Annotated in this window: 21 protein-coding genes and 1 pseudogene; 6 read left to right on the top strand and 16 right to left on the bottom strand. The window is 37.0% G+C overall.

What is annotated here, in order from left to right:
* The first annotated feature begins 111 nt into the window (after nucleotides 1-111).
* Nucleotides 112-540, top strand: coding sequence for a TerB family tellurite resistance protein (locus tag AC13DP_RS13050; RefSeq protein WP_013069980.1), 429 nt, complete (start codon nucleotides 112-114; stop codon nucleotides 538-540).
* On the opposite strand, the gene fbp is transcribed toward AC13DP_RS13050, so the two are convergent.
* Nucleotides 537-1,547 carry a class 1 fructose-bisphosphatase gene (fbp, locus tag AC13DP_RS13045; RefSeq protein WP_013069979.1) on the bottom strand — a complete coding sequence of 337 codons (1,011 nt, stop codon included), beginning with the start codon at nucleotides 1,545-1,547 and terminating at the stop codon, nucleotides 537-539. The genes AC13DP_RS13050 and fbp overlap by 4 nt on opposite strands.
* A 107-nt stretch (nucleotides 1,548-1,654) precedes the next feature.
* On the opposite strand from fbp, the gene AC13DP_RS13040 reads away from it, so the two are divergent.
* The 5 genes from AC13DP_RS13040 to AC13DP_RS13020 all read left to right on the top strand — a co-directional run bounded on the left by AC13DP_RS13040 (nucleotide 1,655) and on the right by AC13DP_RS13020 (nucleotide 6,746).
* Nucleotides 1,655-2,137, top strand: a complete 483-nt coding sequence (locus AC13DP_RS13040; RefSeq protein ID WP_483067923.1) for a GNAT family N-acetyltransferase — start codon at nucleotides 1,655-1,657, stop codon at nucleotides 2,135-2,137.
* Between the two features lie 184 nt (nucleotides 2,138-2,321).
* Nucleotides 2,322-2,795 (top strand): GNAT family N-acetyltransferase, encoded by a 474-nt coding sequence (locus AC13DP_RS13035; RefSeq protein WP_228249689.1) that lies wholly within the window; start codon nucleotides 2,322-2,324, stop codon nucleotides 2,793-2,795.
* 3 nt (nucleotides 2,796-2,798) lie between these two features.
* Complete coding sequence (locus AC13DP_RS13030; RefSeq protein WP_483067922.1) at nucleotides 2,799-4,055, top strand: aspartate kinase; 1,257 nt, start codon at nucleotides 2,799-2,801, stop codon at nucleotides 4,053-4,055.
* A gap of 49 nt (nucleotides 4,056-4,104) precedes the next feature.
* Complete coding sequence (locus tag AC13DP_RS13025) at nucleotides 4,105-5,907, top strand: GNAT family N-acyltransferase (RefSeq protein ID WP_483067921.1); 1,803 nt, start codon at nucleotides 4,105-4,107, stop codon at nucleotides 5,905-5,907.
* 188 nt (nucleotides 5,908-6,095) lie between these two features.
* On the top strand, nucleotides 6,096-6,746 hold the full coding sequence (locus AC13DP_RS13020; RefSeq protein ID WP_272957195.1) for an SDR family oxidoreductase: 651 nt from the start codon (nucleotides 6,096-6,098) through the stop codon (nucleotides 6,744-6,746).
* Between the two features lie 49 nt (nucleotides 6,747-6,795).
* Here AC13DP_RS13020 and AC13DP_RS13015 read toward each other — a convergent pair whose 3' ends face one another.
* The 15 genes and pseudogenes from AC13DP_RS13015 to AC13DP_RS12945 form a co-directional block, all read right to left on the bottom strand.
* Nucleotides 6,796-7,212 carry an arsenate reductase ArsC gene (locus tag AC13DP_RS13015; RefSeq protein WP_483067920.1) on the bottom strand — a complete coding sequence of 139 codons (417 nt, stop codon included), beginning with the start codon at nucleotides 7,210-7,212 and terminating at the stop codon, nucleotides 6,796-6,798.
* A 136-nt stretch (nucleotides 7,213-7,348) separates the two neighbouring features.
* Nucleotides 7,349-7,718: pseudogene (locus AC13DP_RS13010) on the bottom strand (VOC family protein).
* Between the two features lie 192 nt (nucleotides 7,719-7,910).
* Nucleotides 7,911-8,888: a 2-hydroxyacid dehydrogenase gene (locus AC13DP_RS13005; protein WP_339810232.1), complete on the bottom strand. Its 978-nt coding sequence runs from the start codon at nucleotides 8,886-8,888 to the stop codon at nucleotides 7,911-7,913.
* 275 nt (nucleotides 8,889-9,163) lie between these two features.
* Complete coding sequence (mgtE, locus tag AC13DP_RS13000) at nucleotides 9,164-10,519, bottom strand: magnesium transporter (RefSeq protein ID WP_228249694.1); 1,356 nt, start codon at nucleotides 10,517-10,519, stop codon at nucleotides 9,164-9,166.
* Entirely contained in the window at nucleotides 10,503-11,342 is an 840-nt protein-coding gene (gene rsmA, locus AC13DP_RS12995) for a 16S rRNA (adenine(1518)-N(6)/adenine(1519)-N(6))-dimethyltransferase RsmA (RefSeq protein WP_228249695.1), read from the bottom strand. The genes mgtE and rsmA overlap by 17 nt, the downstream gene beginning before the upstream one ends.
* Before the next feature lie 21 nt (nucleotides 11,343-11,363).
* Nucleotides 11,364-11,672 (bottom strand): DUF4286 family protein, encoded by a 309-nt coding sequence (locus AC13DP_RS12990; RefSeq protein ID WP_041578548.1) that lies wholly within the window; start codon nucleotides 11,670-11,672, stop codon nucleotides 11,364-11,366.
* 111 nt (nucleotides 11,673-11,783) lie between these two features.
* A complete protein-coding gene (locus AC13DP_RS12985; RefSeq protein WP_483067919.1) occupies nucleotides 11,784-12,215 on the bottom strand; it encodes a hypothetical protein in 432 nt (143 codons plus the stop codon).
* The gene (locus tag AC13DP_RS12980) at nucleotides 12,212-13,996 is read right to left on the bottom strand and encodes a tetratricopeptide repeat protein (protein WP_483067918.1); all 1,785 of its coding nucleotides are present in this window, start codon (nucleotides 13,994-13,996) and stop codon (nucleotides 12,212-12,214) included. The genes AC13DP_RS12985 and AC13DP_RS12980 overlap by 4 nt, the downstream gene beginning before the upstream one ends.
* 47 nt (nucleotides 13,997-14,043) lie before the next feature.
* Nucleotides 14,044-15,315, bottom strand: coding sequence for a serine--tRNA ligase (gene serS / locus AC13DP_RS12975; protein WP_483067917.1), 1,272 nt, complete (start codon nucleotides 15,313-15,315; stop codon nucleotides 14,044-14,046).
* 67 nt (nucleotides 15,316-15,382) lie between these two features.
* Entirely contained in the window at nucleotides 15,383-16,705 is a 1,323-nt protein-coding gene (locus AC13DP_RS12970) for an HTTM domain-containing protein (RefSeq protein WP_483067916.1), read from the bottom strand.
* Nucleotides 16,695-17,633: a bifunctional riboflavin kinase/FAD synthetase gene (locus AC13DP_RS12965; protein ID WP_339810911.1), complete on the bottom strand. Its 939-nt coding sequence runs from the start codon at nucleotides 17,631-17,633 to the stop codon at nucleotides 16,695-16,697. Before AC13DP_RS12965 ends, AC13DP_RS12970 begins: the two co-directional genes overlap by 11 nt.
* 6 nt (nucleotides 17,634-17,639) lie before the next feature.
* Nucleotides 17,640-18,269: an aminoacyl-tRNA hydrolase gene (gene pth, locus AC13DP_RS12960; protein ID WP_013069961.1), complete on the bottom strand. Its 630-nt coding sequence runs from the start codon at nucleotides 18,267-18,269 to the stop codon at nucleotides 17,640-17,642.
* A gap of 132 nt (nucleotides 18,270-18,401) precedes the next feature.
* Nucleotides 18,402-19,043, bottom strand: a complete 642-nt coding sequence (locus AC13DP_RS12955; RefSeq protein ID WP_013069960.1) for a 50S ribosomal protein L25/general stress protein Ctc — start codon at nucleotides 19,041-19,043, stop codon at nucleotides 18,402-18,404.
* An 85-nt stretch (nucleotides 19,044-19,128) separates the two neighbouring features.
* Nucleotides 19,129-20,070, bottom strand: coding sequence for a ribose-phosphate pyrophosphokinase (locus AC13DP_RS12950; protein WP_013069959.1), 942 nt, complete (start codon nucleotides 20,068-20,070; stop codon nucleotides 19,129-19,131).
* Nucleotides 20,071-20,205: 135 nt separating this feature from the next.
* Entirely contained in the window at nucleotides 20,206-20,877 is a 672-nt protein-coding gene (locus AC13DP_RS12945) for an outer membrane beta-barrel protein (RefSeq protein ID WP_483067915.1), read from the bottom strand.
* Nucleotides 20,878-20,964: the final 87 nt, after the last annotated feature.

Raw genomic sequence — 20,964 nt, 5'->3', positions numbered from 1 at the left:
GCTACAAAAGGGATTAAGAAAAGATTAGCGAATGTTATTAAATTTAAATTTCTTCAATTTTAAATTAAATTTTCTCATCATTATTTATATTTGCAGCCAAAATCCCTTAACATGTCATTTTCAGATTTATTCGGCTCGGGAGAGCATTTAAGAAATTTAAGTCATTTTGCAGCAATTGTGAATCTTGCTGCCGTAGACGGCGCTATTAATGAGGCCGAAGAAAACCTATTAAGACGTTTCGCCAGAAAACTGGATATTACCGAAAGTGAATATAACAAGGTACTGGAGAATCCTAAAGGATATCCATTAACTCCTTCTCATGATACAGAAAGACGCTTAGAACGTCTTCATGACCTATTTAGAATTATTTTTGCAGATCATCTTATTGATGACGAAGAAGCCGAACTGATAAAACGTTATGCCATTGGGCTTGGTTTTTCCAGTCAGGCTTCCGAAAAGATTATCAAAAGATCTGTACAGATTTTTGGTGGACAGATTTCTTTTGAAGATTATCAGTATTTGTTAGAGAAAGAGAATTAATCTCCAAATTCTTTCATAAAGGCTTCTGCTTTTTCGACCATTTTTTTGCTTCCGCAAAAAATGGCAGATCGCTCGTGAAGTTCTGTGGGCATTATATCCATCACGCGTTGATACCCATCGCTGGCTTTACCTCCTGCCTGCTCAACGATAAATGCCATAGGATTGCATTCGTATAATAAACGAAGTTTTCCTTTGTCATATTTCGTACTTTTTGGATAAATATAAATACCGCCTTTAATCATGTTCCGGTGGATGTCTGAAACCATCGAACCAATATATCGCGAGGTATAAGGGCGGTCACCTTCTTCTTCCTGGCAGTATTTTATATATTTTTTGACACCGGTTGGAAAATGCGCATAATTTCCTTCGTTAATAGAATAAATATTTCCGTTTTCTGGAAATTTCATATCAGGATGCGAAAGGTACCAGGAGCCCAGCGCCGGATTTAATGTAAATCCGTTTACGCCATGTCCTGTGGTATATACTAACATTGTTGATGTCCCGTAGATAATATATCCTGCGGCAACCTGTAAATTTCCAGGCTGTAGAAAATCTTCTGAAGTAACCGGTGTTCCAAGCGGAGTAACCCTTCGATAAATTGAAAAAATCGTGCCTACCGATACATTTACATCGATATTAGAACTTCCATCCAAAGGATCCATAAGCACCACATATTTATTTTTATGATCATTACGGCTTCCGGCAATCGTGATAAAATCGTCGTTTTCTTCAGAAGCGATCCCGCAAACGATTTCTCTATTGGTTAGGGTTTGAATAAATATATTATTTGCGAATACATCTAATTTTTGCTGATCTTCCCCCTGAATGTTTTGTTCCCCGGCTGCACCGGTAATATCCACAAGTCCTGCTTTATTTACTTCGTGATTTACTACTTTTGCAGCTAAACGAATAGAACGTATTAATCTGGATAATTCTCCTGTAGAATACGGGAAATCCTGTTGGTTATCGATGATAAACTCACCGAGCGTGGGTCTGGTTTTAGTCATTTTAATTAAGAGTAGTTTGTTATCAAATTTATTGAAAAAATGCCGTTTTACATCGTTTTCGGAAAATTTTTAACAAAATTTAAAATTTCACTTAAAAATCTCTCAAAATGAATATAGAAGTAAGAAAAGCTACAAAACAAGATATGCCAGCGGTTCTTAAACTCATTAATGAACTGGCTAAATTTGAGAACGAACCTGATGCGGTGGAAATTACCGTAGAGGATTTAGAAAATGATGGTTTTGGAGATCGCCCGTTATTTGAATGCTTCGTAGCAGAAGCTAATGACACTATCGAAGGGATGGCATTGTTCTACTATCGTTATTCCACATGGAAAGGAAAAACAGTTCATCTTGAAGATTTGGTTGTAAGCGAAGCCTTTCGCGGAAAAGGAGTCGGGAAGGCATTATATACCAAGGTTATCCAATATTCCAAGCAGCAAGGTTGTAAGCGCACAGAATGGGTAGTTTTAGACTGGAATACCAATGCTGTTGAATTTTATAAAAACAGTGGCGCTACAGTTTTTGATGAATGGCGAACCGTACAAATGGATGAAGCCGCAATGGACTCCTTTTGCGATAAAACCCGTTAAGATTAAGCTAAGTCCTTAAAAATAACAAAAGTTCTAAAAGCATATTCCTATTTTTGTTAAAAATCAACAATCTCTGGGATAGGGCCACAAGGTACAACCCGGAATATCTTTTATAATTTTTAGAAATCTCGATAAACATCGGGAGCGAGAAATAATTCCTCGATAAATAAGTAAATAAAAAAACATGGAATATCAGATACGCGAAGCTAAAAGAGAGGACATGCCAAAAGTCCTTGAATTAATAATGGAACTGGCAAAACATGAAAATGCTGAAGATCAGGTTGAAATTTCTGTAAAAGACCTGGAAACCGAAGGTTTTAACAATGGTAATTTTAAATGTTTTGTAGCCGATGTAGACGGCAAACTTGCCGGGATGGCCCTGGTTTACTTTAGGTTCTCTACCTGGAAGGGACGCACCGTACATCTAGAAGACCTCATCGTTACCGAGACTATGCGAGGTACCGGTTTAGGAGGTGCTTTATATAACCAGGTTGTAAAATATGGATATGAACATGGGGTTAAACGCGTAGAGTGGGTAGTCTCTGAAGGAAATAAAAATGCGATCGAATTTTACGAAAATACCGGAGCCGATATTAAAAAGAACTGGTATACTGTACATATGAATGAAAACGTTATTAAAAAGAATATTGAAAAATAACGAATGAAAGTCTTCAAATTTGGTGGAGCTTCTGTAAAAGATACGGCAGGTGTAAAGAATGTGCTAAAGGTACTGCAAAAGCACAACAATCCGGATAAATTGATTGTGATTTCAGCCATGGGAAAAACCACCAATGCGCTGGAAGTTATTATTCAGAAATATTTGGCAGAACAATCTCCTGAAGCTGAAATTGAACACTTAAGGCTGTTTCATGTAGAAATCATGAACGGACTTTTTGAACATAAGAAAGCTGCGGTTTTCGAAAAAATCAATCAGTTTTTTACTATTCTCAGAAACTTTCTTGAACATAATAAATCGAAACAATACGATTTTGTTTACGATCAAATTATAGGTTTTGGAGAGTTGATTTCCACCACTATCGTAAGTGAATTTTTATCGAGAAACGGAATAAGAAATACCTGGATCGATGTTCGCGATGTTATAAAAACCGATAGCACCTATCGTGATGCAAAAGTAGACTGGGAAACCACTCAGAAAAAAATTATTGCAGAAATTAATCCGGGAACCATTAGTATTACACAGGGTTTTATTGGTTCAGACTCTAATAATTTTACCACCAGCCTGGGGCGCGAAGGCAGTGATTATACCGCAGGGATCTTCGCATACTGCTTAAATGCCGAGAGTGTAACAATCTGGAAAGATGTTCCAGGCGTGTTAAACGCTGATCCCCGTGAATTTAAAACGACTACTTTATTACAGCAGATTTCTTATGAAGAAGCGATAGAACTGGCTTTTTATGGCGCATCGGTGATTCATCCAAAAACCTTACAGCCATTACAGCGAAAGGAAATTCCACTTTTTGTAAAGTCTTTTTTCCACCCCGAAAATGAAGGCACAAAAGTGTGCCGGGGTAACGGTTGTGCGGTAATTCCGCAATTACCCTGTTTTATTGTCAAGAAAAATCAGGCATTAATTTCTTTATCTTCCCGGGATTTTTCGTTTATGGTAGAAGAAAATATTAGCGAAGTATTTCAGCTTTTTCATCAATATCAGATGAAAGTTGATCTTATACAAAATTCGGCCATCAGCTTTTCAGTGTGTGTGGACAACAAGTTTAACCAACTCGAAAAATTAATTCAGCACTTAAAAGCAAAATTTCGCGTTGAATATCAAACCGAAGTTTCATTATATACCATTCGACATTTTAATGAATCGGCAATAAATTCAGTAGAAAAGGGCAAAAAAGTATTATTAAAGCAGCTTACCCATAACACGGTACAGATGGTTACCGCCGGTTAAAGACTATAATGTTTTTTGTTTGCTATATTTGTTTAAAACCAATCAACCAATGGGATTTGTAAGCGCCAAAGAAGTAGCTCGAGTAATGAATCTCGACAAAATGGGTTTTCTGGGAACCACAGTAGGCTGGGTGGTATTAAGAACCACCAAGCTTTCCAGGTTAAATAAAGAATATCAACAACGAAAAAACCTTAAAGGTGTAGCCTTTATCGATTCTATACTTGAAGGTTTCGAAATTCAGTTTGATATCCCGGAAAAAGACCTAAAACGTATCCCAAAGAGCGGTCCCTTTATAACCATTTCTAACCATCCACTTGGCGGTATCGATGGAATGATTTTGATGAAACTTTTATTAGAACAAAGGGAAGATTATAAAATAATAGCTAATTTTTTATTACATCGACTGGACCCCTTACGACCGTATATTATGCCGGTAAATCCCTTTGAGACACACAAAGATGCAAAATCAAGCGTTGGAGGGATTAAAGAAGCTATTGCGCATTTGCACGAGGGTCATGGGCTGGGAATGTTTCCTGCGGGTGAAGTTTCCACTTATAAAGACGAAAAACTAATTGTAGATAAACCCTGGGAACCGGTCGCCATGCGTTTAATACAAAAAGCCAAAGTTCCTGTTGTACCCATTTATTTTCACGCTAAAAACAGCACTTTTTTCTATCGTTTAGCCTCGATGAGCGATGTCTTACGAACGGCAAAACTACCAAGTGAAATGCTCTCCCAGAAACGCCGAAAAATAAATGTACGCATAGGAAATCCAATATCTGTAGAAGATCAATCTGAGTTTAAGGATCTAGAATCCTTTACTGCCTATTTACGGCGAAAAACCTATATGCTGGCCAATGTTTTTGAAAAGAAGAAACTTTTTGAAAAAATCCCGCATACTTTAAAGCTTCCAAAAGCTCCTAAAAAGATCGCGACAGAAATGAAATCTGAGCTTATGGAGGCTGAAGTTGAAAATTGCCGTGAGTTAGATAAACGTCTACTCATTTCTAAAAACTATGAGGTTTTTCTGGCAAAACGGGAAATAATTCCAAATATAGTACAGGAACTTGGACGATTGCGTGAAATCACATTTAGAGAAATTGGTGAAGGCACCAATAACCCGGTAGATTTAGATCCTTTTGACGATTATTATTACCACCTTTTTCTTTGGGATAACGAGACCAATAAAGTAGCCGGGGCATACCGAATGGGAATGGGGGCCGAAATTTTTAAAGACCATGGCATCAATGGTTTTTATCTACAGGATCTCTTTAGATTTGAGCCTGAATTGTATAAAATGATGAGCAAATCTATCGAAATGGGTAGAGCTTTTATCATTAAAGAATATCAGCAAAAACCAATGCCGCTATTTTTACTATGGAAGGGTATCGTGCATTGTACACTTCGTTTCCCAGAACATAAATATCTAATTGGAGGGGTAAGTATTAGCAATAAGTTTTCTAACTTCTCTAAATCCCTGATGATCGAATTTATGCGCTCCAATTATTATGATCCTTATGTCGCGCAGTATGTTCGACCAAAAAAAGAATTTAAAGTAAGACTTGAAGATGCCGATAAAGACATTGTTTTTGATAAAAGTGAAGCCGATTTAAATAAATTCGATAAAATTATAGATGAAATAGAACCTGAAAATCTACGATTACCGGTATTAATTAAAAAATACATTAAGCAAAATGCCAAAGTAGTGGCTTTTAATGTAGACCCTTTGTTTAACAATGCAGTGGATGGCTTAATGTATATAAGGATCGCTGATCTTCCTGAAAGTACTGTAAAACCGGTTATGGAGGAGTTCCAGAAAGAACTGGAAGAGAAACATCAGAACAGTCATTAAACTACCGAAAGGCGAGTCTGAGAAGCATTTTCAGAAATTGCTGATTTTAAGCCAAGCCACGGAGTGTTTCATCTAGATGATAGGGTAAGGCAGGTAAGCCCCATACCTGTTAATTTAGTGTTATACCTAAGCCAGGCTTAGGCCATTTTTATATCGATTATTATATTACCTGAAAACAGTAAACAAAAATGGAAAAAATATTGATTGCCGGAGCAACCGGACAAACAGGAAAAAGAATTATTGAAATACTCAATAGCTCTCAAAATTTTAATCCTGTAGCGATGATAAGGAAGGAAGAGCAAAAACAGATTTTTGATGATATGGGCGTTGAAAGTGTAATTGCCGATCTTGAAGGTGAGGTAAAACATGCTTTTGAAGGAGTAGATAAAGTGATATTTGCTGCAGGTTCTGGCGGAAGTACCGGCCCAGAAAAAACCACTGCTATAGACGAAGAAGGCGCCATAAAAATGATTGATGCTGCAAAAGCAAACAATATAAAAAAGTTTGTTATGTTAAGTTCTATGGGAACAGATAATCCTGAAGATGGCGGAGATCTGGAACATTATTTACGAGCAAAGAAAAAAGCAGACGATCATCTTCGCGAAAGTGGCGTTCCTTTTACAATTGTACAACCAGGAAGTCTAAGCGATGAACTTGGCCGGGCTCGTGTAAAAGTTGCAGAGAAACTTGGTGAATATGGCGAAATTGCCCGTGACGATGTTGCCTTTTTAATGGTCATGTCTTTAGCAGACCCATTAACTAAAAATATGAGTTTTGAAGCCTTGGAAGGAGAGACTCCTGTAAAACAAGCACTAATAGAACTAAGCGGAATTGGATAATTCCACCACTTATTCTTAGACTTATTAGGATGGCAGTTGCCATCCTTTTTTATAAATATTGTTTTACAAAGGCCCTGCAAAAATCTTTAATCCCAAGCCTGGTAACTTCAAAAGCTTCATGGATCTGTCTATTATTACCCTTTACCGCCGATGGGTCTCTAAAATGTTGATGGATTCTAACGGCACTGCATGAAAAACTAATGGAACAATGTGATTTTACATGATCGCAAACACTAATGATATAGTCAAAATCAATATGATTATATTCCGCTATCAGATTGCTGGTATGCGTTTTAATATCAATACCATCTTCCTGCATTGCAGCGATGGCACGTGGGTTTACTCCATGCGTTTCTATTCCCGCACTATAGACCTTAGCTTTTTTAAATGCAAAATAATTTAAGTATCCGTGAGCGATCTGACTACGGCATGAATTTCCCCTACATAACACGAGAATGTTTTTCATAAGCTTATTTTCACGATAAACTTTTAGCAATTAGAGCGCTAAAAACGATAAAAAATTGTGAGTTTTACTAAAATAATAAGCTACAACAGATTTCCTGTTTCCGTAATGTTAAGTATTAGGCTATTTAAGAAAAACTTTATATAGATTCCCAGAGTTCAATTTTATTGCCTTCCGCATCTAAAATCCATCCGAATTTCCCATAATCATAATTTTTAGGTTCTCCAAGTACACTTACAACTTCAGCGGTTAGTGTTTTTAATAATTCATCTAAATTTTCAACCCTAAAATTCATCATAAACTGCTTTTTAGAAGCTGTAAAATAACCTGTTTGTTTATCCATAGGGCTCCATTGTGTAGCACAGTCGTTGCTATCTCTATCTTCCACCAAAAAGTGCAACCATAATCATCGGTATTTAAACCAAGATGCTTTTTATACCAAGCTTTTGCTGCATTCGGATCTTCAGGCTTAAAAATATACCACCTATACCTGTTAATCTGTTTTTCATGAATTCTAAATTTATACCTAAATTGAGTTAGCTCTTTTACATTTTTCGAATTTGGAAATGCTGATGCCCTCTAAGGTAAGATATTAAACAATTCTTCAGGTCTATGAAATAGTGGGAAACACAAAACAACAAAAATAAAAAAGCTGCCTGATAATATTTCAGACAGCTTTTTAAAAATTTATAGGATTAGGCTTATTCTTCGCCTTTACCAAATTGCTTAATAATTTTATTGGCAATTACTGTGGCTAACTTTTCATGCGACTCTACCGTCCAACCTGCTATATGCGGACTCAAAATTGTATTGGGCATAAACATAAGTTCACGCATAGCTTCCGGTAATGGCTCGGCAGCGCTAACAGCTACGTTTTTCTTGTTTGCAAACAAGCTCTCAAAAGATGATTTTTCGTATTCCAAAACATCTAACCCCGCGCCTAAAACCTGTCCTGATCGTAGTGCATAAACTAAATCCTCTGTCACTACGTTCTTACCACGTGCCGTATTGATAAACCAGAAAGGCTTTGCAAAAGATTCGATAAATGCTGTATTAACCATTTTATCGGTTTCCCTGGTCCAGGGTGTATGTAAACTTACCACATCGCATTTTTCGGTAAACTCTTCCCAATTTACCTGGGTAGCATTACTATCGTCTACATCATCTTTAATATCATAGCAAAGTACTTCTACATCAAAACCTCTTAATTTTTTAGCAAAAGCCTTTCCCATATTTCCGTAACCAATAATGCCCACGGTTTTTCCATCCAGCTCGATTCCGCGATTATCTTCACGGTTCCAAAGCCCTTCCCTAACTTCTCTATCAGCTTTATTCAATTTATTGAAAAGGGATAACAACATGCCTAACGTATGCTCTCCTACCGCATTGCGGTTACCTTCGGGAGCCGAGAATAATTGTACTCCACGTTCTTTTGCATATGCTACATCGATATTTTCCAGACCGGCTCCTACCCTTGCAATAAACTTTAGATTTGGTGCTGCATCAAGAAAATCTTTGTCTATTGTATACCTGCTCCTTATTACAATCCCATCATATAAATGCTGGTTTTGCAAAGTTTCTTCCCTGCTTTGTGTAAATCCTTCAATATTGTGATGCCCGGCATCTGCCAATAGCTCAATCAACTTCGAGTGATTCGTATCGGCGTGTAAAATGATCATTTTAATCGATTTTTATTAATATATAATTTGTGATTTTTAGCTGAAACACACCTTTCCTTTAACCGGTTAAGCTTAGAAAACCAGATACCTACCTGCTCAATATTTATTCTAACAAAGATATCATCTGAATGTGAAGCTGAATTCCCCGAAGATAAAGGGGATAAACCGCTTTCTAAATTTAATCGTTGAAAAGTGAAAAGTGTCATATTCAACCGCTACAATAACCCACAAATTTAAACAAAGCTGGGAATATGAAGAAAAAATAAACCAATTTCTTAGAAGCCCAATATGACTTTAGCGATTAAAAAATAGGTAAGAATCCCAAAAACATCATTACTGGTTGTTATAAACGGTCCTGTGGCTACTGCGGGATCAATATTATTTTTATCTAAAACAATGGGGATCACTGTTCCTATCATCGCCGCCAGTAATATTACAGAAATTAAGGCCACTCCAATGCTTAAGGATTCCATATAACTGGTGTCAAACCAAACACTACTTATAATAAACACGATCATCGCAATCGAAATTCCGTTTACCAACGCCAGGGAAGTTTCTTTTAATAACCGCTTTGCGATAATATTTCCCTTTAAACTTCCATTTGCTAGCCCCTGCACTACTATGGCGCTGGATTGCACTCCCACATTACCTGCAGTTGCCTGAATTAAAGGCACAAAAAGCAATAATTTGGGAAAAACCGCCATAGCCCCCTGAAATCCGCTAATAATTCCTGCCGCTCCCAGTCCTCCAAACATCCCTATTAAAAGCCAGGGTAAACGTGCCCTTGTTTGTTTAAAGATATTATCATCGGCTTCTACACCTTCAGAAATACCGGCCGCCATTTGGTAGTCACGTTCGGCTTCCTCTTTTATAAAGTCTACAATATCATCAATAGTAATTCTACCTACCAAACGTCCCATCTCATCGATTACGGGAATGGCTTCTAAATCATATTTTTGCATGATCCTGGCAACCTCTTCTCCTTCGGTATGTACATTTACATAATCTACATTGGGGATATAAACATCCCTAATATTCTCGTTGCTCGCAGCGGTAAGTAAATCTTTTAAGGACAGTCTTCCTTTTAAGCGATTTTTATCGTCTACCACATAAATAGAATGTACGCGGGTTACATTTTCTGCCTGGGCACGCATCTCGGTCATACAACCGGTAACACTCCAGTTTTCATTAACTTTCACCAGCTCTTTTGCCATCAAACCACCGGCAGAGTCTTCTGGATAACGCAACAACTCTACAATATCTTCAGCATGTTGTTCGTCCTGAATTTCAGAAATCACCTGCTTCTGCAACTCAGGCGAAAGCTCGTTCATGATATCGGCAGCATCATCGGTATCCATTTCTACCAACTCATCTGCGATCTCTTTGGCCGATAAAGTTTCTAAAATACGTTCTCTAACGCCCTCCTCAAGCTCCATTATAGCTTCAGAAGTTTTCCCACTATCAAGCAGTCTTACCAGGTAAGTTGCGTCATCAAGGCTAAGCTCGGTAATAATTTCAGCGATATCCGCGTGGTGCACCTCCTCTAAATGCAATAGCAATTCTTCATCATTCCTTTGTTCTATAAGGAATTGAATTTTTTCAATTAGTTCGGTGCTAATTTGAAACTGCATAAGGCTCGATATTTAAGGTAAGTGAAATAAAATCCTGCGTACTGAGCTGCTCTGGTCGCTTGCCAAAGATAGCATCTTCCCTTAAAGTATCGGGTAAATTAAGACTTTTTAAACTATTTCTTAAGGTTTTACGTCGCTGTTGAAAGCCCATTTTAACAATTCTAAAAAACAAGGCTTCATTACACTTTAAATGATAGTCTTTTTTTCGGGTTAACTTAAGTACGCCACTATCTACTTTTGGAGGTGGATTAAATACTGAAGGCGGTACGGTAAACAAATATTCGGCATCATAATATGCCTGGGTTAATACTGAAAGAATACCATAAGTTTTACTGCCTTCTTTTTCACATATACGTTGGGCTACTTCTTTTTGAAACATCCCAGAAAATTCAGGGATCTGATCTCTCATCTCTAATACCTTAAAAACGATTTGAGAAGAAATGTTGTAAGGAAAATTACCCGTAACCGCAAAAGGCTTATGACCAAAAACTTGTGTAAGATCATATTTTAAAAAGTCCTGTTCGTGAATCCTACCATGAAGCTGAAGATAATTGGCATTTAGATATTCCACACTTTCGGTATCTATTTCAACGACATGAACTTCAGTATCTTTTTGAAGCAAGAATTTGGTGAGGACACCCATCCCCGGGCCAATTTCCAGCACATAATCGTAGCCGGAAAGAGACAAAGTATCACCAATCTTTTTAGCTATATTCTCGTCTTTAAGAAAATGTTGACCAAGATGTTTTTTAGCCCTTACCTGCCCATTTTGATCTTCCCGGCGGGATGGTTTATAGTCTTTCTTAAATTTCTTCTTGCTCATACTTTTTGTTTTTAAAACAAATTATTGTTCGTCCATCACCTGAAGTTCTGTAGAAAACTCTACGATCTTCCCCTTAAATATTGTGGTTTTAGCAACCATATTTGCATGATCCTCTACATAAAAAGTTTTGAGATAGGCCATACTTTCGGCAGTATACTGTACCGAATAGGTGATCCCTCCCATAGGCTCCTTGCTAAGTACTTTGGTCATTAAAGCCTTGGTAAATTTACCAGTATCGAGCATTGCAGGAATATATTCCTCCTTCATCCATTTCAGCCAATCTGCATGCGCCTCTTCCTGCACATTTGTTGTTACATTATAAATCACCATTTTTTAAAATTTTGTACTGAATTTGCAAAAATACAAATCAAAAACCTTGATACAAGTCTATATGCCACCAATACTAAAACCAAGTATAAGCATTTCAGGTTAGTTTGAAATTCAGCGCTTTTTCTTCCGAAGAAAAGAAACAATAAAATTAAGTGGAAATAATAATTGAGCTGCAATGGTCACTGCTGCAGTGATAAGCATAAGCAACATCAAGGTTTGCTTAAAAGCATAATCGATCTCTAATTGCTGAAAATAGCCATAAAAAACCAACAAAATCAACATTCCAAACACGCTGATATAAACATGATAAGCAGTCATCCAGCTGATCAATTCCCTGTTGAATATATCCATTAGCCAATATCCTAAACCAAAAATGGCAAAAAATATGACAATGAGTCCTGCAAAAACCAGGTGATTAATTACAAAATAAGTAGCATGAATATTTAATACCAAAGAATGCTCTTCATTGAATAAACCATACATAAACACAAACGGGATAAGCACCCAGAATAATTTATAGGATTTTGATAATAGCTCTCTCATTCTATAGCATCGCCTCTAAGCGATCTGTACTTCTTTCGGGATTCGATAAAATAAATACTATCCTCAAAATTAAATAAAATCTTCTCGTAATATTGTCTGGCTTTCTCAGGCAGGTTTAGTTTATTAGTATACATCTGGGCCAGATTCCATGCGGCATTATCGGCTAATAAATCCTGCCCGTATTTATCCAATATCGCCAAATAGTTTTTTTCGGCTAAAGGATACTGTTCTTCTAATTCGTATAGCTGCGCCTGTTTATATAGTGCTTCATCTTCAATTTTCTCACCTGTATGGTCCTGTAACAATTGTGTTAACTCGGTAATTGCCTGTTTATTTTTCCCCTGATAGGCCAGTAAATCGGCATGTGCATACTTTTTAAGCGCTATCTGGGTAGAGTCCTCTAAAGTATTATCTTTAATCATCAGGCTAAGTTCCATTGCGTCATTTGCGATCAATTGAGAAGTCGATTTTTTCAGCACATCCAGCTGTGTTTGCGCCCATTCAAAATCGCCTTTATAATAGCTGGTTTTGGCGACCTTAAATTGTGCATCCTGGGCAATTTGATCGTTTTTTACCATTTTTTGCACCTGGGTGTAGGTAATAAGCGCTTCATTAAATTTTTCCTGTAACACCAAAACATCGGCAAGCGCCATTTTTATTCTGGCTTTCTCATAGTCATTTATCGCTTTAACGAGCAAATTTTTAAGAAGATTCTCGGCTTCAGTAACTTTCCCAGATTTAAAAGCTAAAAACTGACCAAAATCGATTTGTAGCGGAATGGTTTCTGGAGAATCTCCATATTCTTTGATAACACTGCGAAAATTTTCTTCAATTTCAGGATATGCTGAAGGTATTGCCGTGGCTACCTGCAAACTGATTTTTAACTGTTTTGCCCGTAGTTTTAAAGAAGCCGGGGCTTCTTCAATAATAAAATCGGTTACCGCTTTTGCAGCTTCCAGATCTCCTGACCTTTTCGCGGCATAAGCCAAGTTCATGATGCGATTTAAATTCGGCACTTCAGATCGCCGATAAATAGCTTTTTCCTGAATAAGCGCTTTATTGTATTCTTTTTGCTGTATATATAACCAGCTTAGCATCTCATTATAAAAAGGATCTGGATTGGTTTGCAGGCGTTTTAACAAGGTATTTCTAAGCAAGGTATTAGGTTTGGACGAAGCATCTTCAGTAATAAATTCTCCAAATTCCCTATTAGCGTAAGGAAAATACTTCTCATCTTTAATGACTAAATCCAGGTAACTTTCAAACATTTGCTGAAGCTCCCCCTGCTCGCCGTAAAGCCTGGCCAGTTTTAATTCGAGGCCGGCATTAGGCATTAATTGATTGGCTTTTTTATAGGCGTTAGCCGCGTAATCCAGAAGAATGTAATTTTCAAATTTTAAGCCTATCCCAAAGGCTTGTCTTGGATCTTCTTCCAGTAAAGCCAAGGCTTTTTGATAGTATTGCTCTGCTTTTGCTTCGTTTCTTTGTAAAGCGAAATTATGCCCTATATCAATTAATATGGTAGAATTTTTTGGAGAACTTTCTAATTGACTTAGAAGCATCTCTTCTGCCTTATCAAAGCGCTCTAACTGCTGTAAAGAACTAATCACTCCCTGAAAAGCACGCGGATTATTATTTTGTTGCTCCAGTGTTTTTTGATAATAGGATAGCGCCTTTTCGTATTCCCCTTTAGCAAAAAAGTTTTCTGCCAGTTGCAATGACTGTGCATCCACGACAACCGAACTAAGAAAAACTACTATGATTAAAATAAAAAAGCGCATAATGTAAATATAACAAAATGCGCTTCTTATTAGTAATTATTATCTTGTTAATCGATCATATCGAAACCTGTATAAGGTACCAGCACATCCGGAATTTTAATTCCGTTTTCTGTCTGATAATTTTCCAGGATTCCGGCTAATACACGGGGTAGCGCCAAAGCACTTCCGTTAAGAGTATGTACCAACTCTTTCTTCCCCTCTTTATTTTTATAACGTAATTTAAGGCGATTTGCCTGGAAAGTCTCAAAATTTGAAACCGAACTAATTTCTAACCATCGATCCTGGGCGGTAGAAAAAACTTCGAAATCGTAAGTTAAGGCAGAGGTAAAGCCCAAATCGCCGCCACATAGTTTTAAGATACGATAAGGTAGTTTTAGCTCCTTTAGTAATACTTTTACATGATCTACCATTCCCTCTAAAGCCGCATATGAATTTTCTGGTTTTTCGATTCTTACCAATTCTACTTTATCAAATTGATGCAGGCGGTTTAAACCACGTACATGAGCTCCATAGGAACCTGCTTCTCGCCTAAAACAAGGGGTGTACCCCGTACAGGCAATAGGAAAATCTTTATCTGTCAAAAGATTATCGCGGTACATATTGGTAATTGGCACCTCGGCGGTTGGGATCATATAAAGATCATCTGCAGTGATGTGATACATTTGCCCTTCTTTATCTGGCAATTGCCCTGTACCGTAACCTGATGCCTCATTTACCATTAAGGGCAACTGATATTCTGAATAGCCGGCTTCTACTGCTTTATCCAAGAAATAAGAAACTAAAGCACGCTGCAATCTGGCGCCTTTTCCTTTATAAATAGGAAAACCTGCCCCGGTTACTTTATTTCCCAGTTCGAAATCGATAATATCATATTTCTTTGCCAGTTCCCAGTGTGGTAATGATCCTTCCGCTAAAACAGGAACATCCCCTTCCTTATAAATCTCTTCATTATCATCTTCAGAAGTTCCGGCGGGAACAACTTCATTTGGCACGTTAGGAATAGTATACAGCAGTTTTTCTAAATCTGCGATAGTAGTGGCTAAAACCTCAGAATAATTCCTGGAATCTTCTTTTAATTTCCCTGTTTTCTCTTTTAAAAGATTGGCTTTTTGATGTTCTCCGTTTTTAAACATCAATCCAATTTGCTTTGATAGTTTATTGGATTCGGCCAAAGTATCATCAAGTCTGGACTGAGTAGATCGACGGGTTTCGTCTAAACTCAATACTTCATCAAAAATAGATTCAGCATCAAAATTTCTCTTCTTTAACGCTTCGATATAAGCATCTTTATGCTCTCTGATGTTGTTAACTTGTAACATAAGGCCAATTAATTTTATTGCCGTTAATAATAATTTGAATCCGCAAATGTAATAAAAGCAGGACTATTTATTCTTCTAAATTAGAAGGCAAAATCCAATCATGATGAGCAAAATAATTCCATTGTTCGTTCGCAATATCAACCTGAGGATCGATTAATCTCTCATAAGGTCTGCCATTAACCGAAACCTTTGCCTCCACAAAAACCTGAATATCTTTACCTTCTCTTGCATATTCCTGTTTTAATCGCTGTGCAAATTGCCAAATCACATCGGGTTTAGTACTTATTATCCTGCGTTGTTTGTTAGAGAGGTATTTGTTTTTTTGAACCGTTATAGTATCTGTAGTTCCTTTCTCCACTACTTTAAAGGTAGATCTTCCGCTTTTGGTTCTTAACATCATACGCCAGCTTAAGCGATGACCTTCCTCCGTCCACAGCACATTATCCTTAATCACCCAATGTCTTAACGGAAGTGAAATCTGGATGATAAACCATACAATAATCGCAAATTTTAAGATTCTATCGTGATCCGGCACGACCACTTCTTCCCCATCGTAATACGGTTTTTTATTACGCAGTAAGTATTTGTTGACTTTTTGAGTAGGAAAAAAGAATACACAAAACGCCAAAGACAAGTAAGGAAATATCCCGATATGAAAAACAAAACTATTAAATAGATGAAAAAATATCGCCAAAATAAAAAATGAAACCCGGGTTCGTCGCCACAATAACATAGGGACGATTAATAAATCGAAGATCAATCCAAAATAAGCGATCACCCATTTTATCCATGGTTGCTGAAGAAACTCGCCAACGAGCCAGTAATTTCGTTTTCCCCGCATTAACAGTTCGGGCACTGTACCATCAAGCCAGTCCGGATACAGTTTTGCTATAGACGCATAACTATATACAATCCATAACTGAATCACTATAAAAAGCCACACCCAACGCGGCATAGCGATAGCTCGTATGGCTTTATTTTTCCAGGCGTCATAAGACAATGCTTTATGTGCCGGTAAAAAAATCATAATAAAGCAAAGCAACATTAAAAGGTAATAGTGATTGTTATAAGACGATTTTTGCATTAAATAGACCGCTGCCCACATAAGTGTATAGCAAAACATCGAAAATCGATATTTAAAACCAATCATCACCAGGATCCCAAAAATTCCCATTACAGCATAATAATAATACATAAGGTCCCCGGGGAGCGGCTGTAAAAATTCGAATCCTATAAAGTTGAAGGTGAAATCTGGTTCTACAAGGGTTCTCCTCACCCAGCCCGTAAAAATCCCTCCAATAGCTTCAAGCGCAATTAACAATCCAAAAGCTATTCTAAAGAATATTAAAGCTGAATTATCTACACGCTTAAAAAGCCATCTATTCCACATAATTATCTTTTATATATTGTTTTGAAAAAGCCTCGTCCTGTTTCATGGCAAGTTTTAATTCTTCCACCGAATTGAATTTCTTTTCGTCCCTTATTCTAATTAAAAGGTCGATTTTTAAGCGTTTTCCATAAAGATCTTTATCCAGTTTAAAGAAAAAACTTTCGATCGTTCTTGACGTACCGCCTACGGTTGGGTTTGTCCCGATACTCATCATGCCAAAATAAGTTTCCCCTTCGATAACAGATCGCACTACATAAACGCCATTTTTAGGAATAAGCTTATAATCTTCAGCAATATTAATATTTGCGGTTGGATAATTAAATTCTTTTCCAAGCCCTCTTCCTTTAACTACTTCACCTTTTAAGGAAAACGGATGCCTTAAGTAATTATTCGCCTTCTCTACTCGCCCTTCTTCAAGTGCGGTTCTTATTTTAGTCGAACTTACAGCTACTTCTTCAATATCCTGACGGGTAATTTCTTCTACTTCAAAATCAAATTCTGCCCCAAACTTTTTAAGGTCATTGATATTCGCAGTACGATTTCTGCCGAAGCGATGATCATAACCAATAATTACCTTTTTGGCCCTTAATTTTTCTACCAGTATTTCTTTTACAAATTCCCTTGCGGTAAGTCGTGAAAATTGCATGGTAAATGGATGGATTACCAAATGATCAATACCAGATTGTTCCAGGATATCAGTACGTTCTTCTATGGTATTAATTAATTTAATTCCACTTTCTTTCTGCAAAACCATTCTTGGATGAGGAAAAAAAGTAAGTATCACCGATTCTAAATTATTAGCCCGGGCACTATCTACCAAACGTTTTATTATTTTTTGATGCCCTGCATGCACTCCGTCAAAAGTACCAATAGTTACTACTGTTGGTTTATCACTTTTAAATGCACTTGCTCCTTTGTGTATTTCCAAGGCTTTTTATTTTCCGTTAAATGAATTCATTGTATTAGAAACACCTGCGGTCGCGAAAGACTCAATCAATTCAGCCGAAATTTTAAGGCGTCCGGGAAGCTCTTTAAGTTCTTCCTCACTCCATTCCCCCAACACATAATCGATTTGCTGCCCTTTAGAAAACTCGGCACTTATACCAAATCTAAACCTGTTATATTTTGTGGTATTCAGCTGTGCCTGAATATCTTTTAATCCGTTATGCCCACCATCACTACCTTTTGTTTTAAGACGTAAAGTCCCAAAAGGCAGGTTAAGATCGTCTGTGACCACCAGTAAATTTTCTACAGCTATTTTTTCTTTCTGAAGCCAATAGTTAACAGCCTTTCCACTAAGATTCATGTAAGTACTTGGTTTCAGCAATACAAAAGTTCTTCCCTTATATCGAAATTGAGCTATATCGCCCAGCTTTTGTGTAGTAAAAACAGCCTCTTGTTTCGCTGCTAATTCATCCAGAATTTTAAAACCAATATTATGGCGGGTATTTTCATATTTTGGACCAATATTCCCCAGGCCCGCGATTAAAAACTTTTTCATGGGATCAGTTACTTCTTCTGCAGTTTTCTTTGTTTTTAAAATTCTTCCGAAGAACGACAGCATTTTTTTATTTCTTTCGGTAAAGATAAAATTTTCACTGCGCTTTTAATAACAGTGATGCTAAAGTTCTTACAAAAAAATATCCCGTATCGTGTTGATACGGGATATGATGTAAAAATAATACTTTTTAAAAGATTATTCTTTTACTGCTGCAACATCATCAGTTTCTGTAGATGGCACATCTTGTGGATCATCTTCATCCTCATCATCGTCATCAAGCGCAACAATATTACGAGAAGTTCTAACCTGACAAATTACAGTGTTATCTGGGTGCTGAATTTTGTAATCTTCGCTTTCTACAGCAGTTACATATAATTTCTGACCAATTTTAAGTTTTGTAACATCTGCCTCGATATAATCTGGAAGTACTCCTGGTAAACCACGTACTTTTAGACGACGTAGGTTATACCTTAATACACCACCATTTTTAACACCACGGGCAACACCTACAGTATGGATTGGAATTTCCATAGTGATTGGTTTGTTATCAAATATCTCATAGAAATCAACATGAAGAATATTATCAGTTACAGGGTGAAACTGAATATCCTGAAGAATTGCATTGTACTTTTCTCCACTCTTCAACTCGATTACTACTGTGTGTACATCTGGCGTGTACACTAAGTGCTGGAATGAAATTTCCTCGGTTGTAAAGTGTAATGGCTCTGCATCACCACCGTACAATACACAAGGAACCTGGCCAGCATTACGTAGCGCTTTAGTAGCTTTTTTACCTACGCTTTCTCTTTTAGATCCTTTGATCGTAATTGACTTCATTTCTTATTTATTTTTAAGGAGTGCAAAATTGCAACATTTTGCTGAAATATTAAAGCCTGATCCTAAATTTTTTAGCAGAATAGCGTTACATTAAAAATTTAGAGCTGATGGAGCGGTTGCCATGTACCCGTTGCATCACATCTGCAAAAAGTTCGGCACAGCTTACGACCCTAATCTTATCACACTTTTGTCTAAGCGGAATAGAATCGGTTACAATAAGCTCCGAAAGTTTAGAATTCTCTACCCGCTCGTATGCTCCACCTGAAAGTACCGGATGTGTACAAATAGCTCGTACGCTTTTTGCTCCACGTTCAATCATAAGATCGGCGGCTTTGGTTAAGGTGCCAGCAGTATCTACCATATCATCAACCAATACCACATTTTTACCGGTCACATCACCAATTAATTCCATATGAGAAATAACATTAGCTTTTTCTCTTTGCTTATAACAAATTACCACGTCACTTTCTAATTCCTTTGAATACGCATAAGCTCGCTTAGAACCTCCCATATCTGGGGAAGCGATGGTTAAATCTTCTAGCTTAAGACTTCTTAAATAAGGTAAGAAAACAGTGGATGCAAATAAATGATCTACCGGCTTTTCAAAAAATCCCTGAATTTGATCGGCGTGCAAATCCATGGTTATGATCCGGGTTGCTCCGGCTGTTTCCAGAATACTGGCTATCATTTTTGCAGCAATAGGTACACGAGGTTTATCTTTCCTATCCTGTCTTGCCCAACCAAAATAAGGCATTACTGCAGTGATATGCCTTGCAGAAGCACGTTTCGCTGCATCGAGCATTAAAAGCATTTCCATCAGGTTATCTGCGCCCGGATTTGTTGAACCAATGATAAATAATCGTGCCCCACGTACAGATTCCTCGAACGATGGCTGATATTCACCGTCACTATAGGTAGAAGTGATTACATTACCAAGCTTGATACCGTACGAAGCAGCAATTTTCTCTGCAAGATCCCGGCTTTGGGTACAGCTAAAAATCTTAGCTTCGGTTAAAGAAGTACTCATTGTAGTGTTATTTAGTTGTGTTGTTTAATTTTAATTAATAGTTGCGATGCAAATTTAGAAATTAATTCTTTGTTAAGAACTTCAAATAGTATTTCTATTTGAAGCATTTAAACAACACGATGACCGTAAGTAATTTTAGAAATAACAACCGCGGCTTCCACTTTTTGCTCTTCTATTGCGACTGTTTTTAGAAGTAAACACACTAAAACTAATATTCAAAGAAATAACATCAATCTTTGCATCATCCAGATAAAAAGATTTAAACCCTCCATCGTAAGGCAGTAAAGGTCTTTGATTGCCATCCGACTCTAAAGTATAATTATACATCAAACTGGCCTCGAATCGATCACTAATTTCATATTTAATGCCAAATGGAATATTGATAGCATTCATATTATCCCGTACGTCCTCTCCTGTGGTATCAAAATCATTTCTAATAATAAATTGATAGGCCGGACCTGCTAATATGGAAAACTTATCAATGATTTCGTAACCAAACAACAATTCTAAATTAACTTTATCAAGGGTATAAATCGGATTTGTATTTGGAAAATCATACTTCCCCCTGGAGCGGTAAAAAAGAACATGAGGCCGAATCAAAAATTTATTAAAATCTCTTTCATAGAATACTCCTGCCTGCCCGCCGATCATAGGATTTGGAAAAAAACTCAGGTTTGGCTCTGCAACTAATTCTCCATTTTTAGATTGCCAAGGATAATTTACACCTACTGTCACTCCAAACTTGGATTCTTGTGCATATAGAAAAGAAGTATTAATAAAAATTAATATAAATAAAATACGTTTCATAAAGATAGCTTTGGGGGGCACAAATTATAAATTTTTTAAACTTCAGGAATTTTTTAATTAATAAATGTTTCCTAATTATCATCATAT

The sequence above is a fragment of the Zunongwangia sp. L-65 genome, assembly GCF_056859415.1.
Note: the sequence above shows the minus strand (reverse complement) of the source record. Positions and strands in the feature narration are given on the sequence as shown.